3 protein-coding genes are annotated in these 1,221 nt (G+C 35.9%); all 3 read left to right on the forward strand.

Annotated elements, in window-relative coordinates; translation table 11 throughout:
- Nucleotides 1-203 (forward strand): hypothetical protein (locus BBROOKSOX_RS11265; RefSeq protein ID WP_218973753.1); only part of this gene is annotated, 203 nt, incomplete at its 5' end.
- Nucleotides 200-676 (forward strand): RhuM family protein, encoded by a 477-nt coding sequence (gene rhuM, locus BBROOKSOX_RS11270; RefSeq protein WP_139661936.1) that lies wholly within the window; start codon nucleotides 200-202, stop codon nucleotides 674-676. The genes BBROOKSOX_RS11265 and rhuM, both read left to right, overlap by 4 nt.
- A gap of 23 nt (nucleotides 677-699) precedes the next feature.
- Nucleotides 700-1,221, forward strand: a 522-nt coding sequence (locus BBROOKSOX_RS11275) for a 4-phosphopantoate--beta-alanine ligase (protein WP_139661938.1), incomplete at its 3' end; no start/stop codon positions are given.

Consider the following 1,221-nt stretch of genomic DNA (forward strand, 5'->3'; position numbering starts at 1 on the left):
AGAATGAGGGCAATGAAATACATTGTCATTTGTCTGAAAATTTGAGCATAGATGATTATAAATCTAATTATTTGGGGGAGTGGGTGGAAATTACTGGAAAAATTTCACAGGCTGGAGATATTATTAAAGAAATAGAAATAGAAAAGTTAAAGAAAATAACAAAACTTGGTCAAATAAATATTGCTTTTGGTGATAATCCATGATCAAAACCCCAGCAATTTACCAAGCAAAAAACGGTGCTATTGAATTGAAAGCAGATGTAAGTTCTGATACCATTTTGGCGTCGCAAAAACAAATGGCGCAGATTTTTGAGGTAACACCGAAAAACATAACCATACATTTAAAACAAATATTTGTCGATAAAGAGCTAGAAGAAAAAGCAACTTGTAAGGATTTTTTACAAGTTCAAAAAGAAGTTAAAAGAAATATTAAAGAATATAACCTAGATGTGGTTATTGCAATTGGTTATCGAGTAAATTTAGTGCTAGGTACTAAATTTAGAATTTGGGCGACCAAAAGTTTTGACAATTTCAAAATAGAACAAATAGTAAGAAATTATTTAAACATTTCACCATTAAGAGTTGTTTTTGGTGTTGCCCAGCCAGAATTAAGTCAAGAAAATTTAGACAATATTAAAATCCCTAATATTTTATTCAATAACGATTGTCAATTATGAATAGAAACAACCTTAGTTGATACATGAAAATTATCAAAAGCATAAGCGAGATGCAAAAGTGGCAAAATGATAGCGCTAAAATCGCCTTTGTGCCAACCATGGGTGGTCTTCATCAGGGGCATTTGTCCTTGGTTGAATTGGCTAAGCAACAAGCCGATAGGGTGGTGGTCAGTATTTTTGTTAATCCTGCACAATTTGCCCCAAACGAGGACTTTGCTGCTTATCCTCGTGCGTTAGAGCGGGATTTGGTGTTATTGGATGGGGTGGATGTTGTGTTTACGCCAAGTACGCAAGACATGTATCCTGATGGGGTAAACTCAAGCGTTGATGTGGGCGCAGTTGGGCAGATTTTGTGTGGTCAATCACGACCACATTTTTTTAATGGTGTGGTGCGGGTGGTGCAACGATTATTTGAAATTATTCATCCTGATGTGGCAGTATTTGGTCAGAAAGACTATCAGCAGTTACACATTATTAAACACTTTACCTCAGGTACTGAAATTATTGGGGCACCGATTGTGCGTGAGGATAACGGTTTAGCCATG

This window comes from bacterium endosymbiont of Bathymodiolus sp. 5 South, from assembly GCF_900128535.1.
Taxonomy (GTDB): domain Bacteria; phylum Pseudomonadota; class Gammaproteobacteria; order PS1; family Pseudothioglobaceae; genus Thiodubiliella.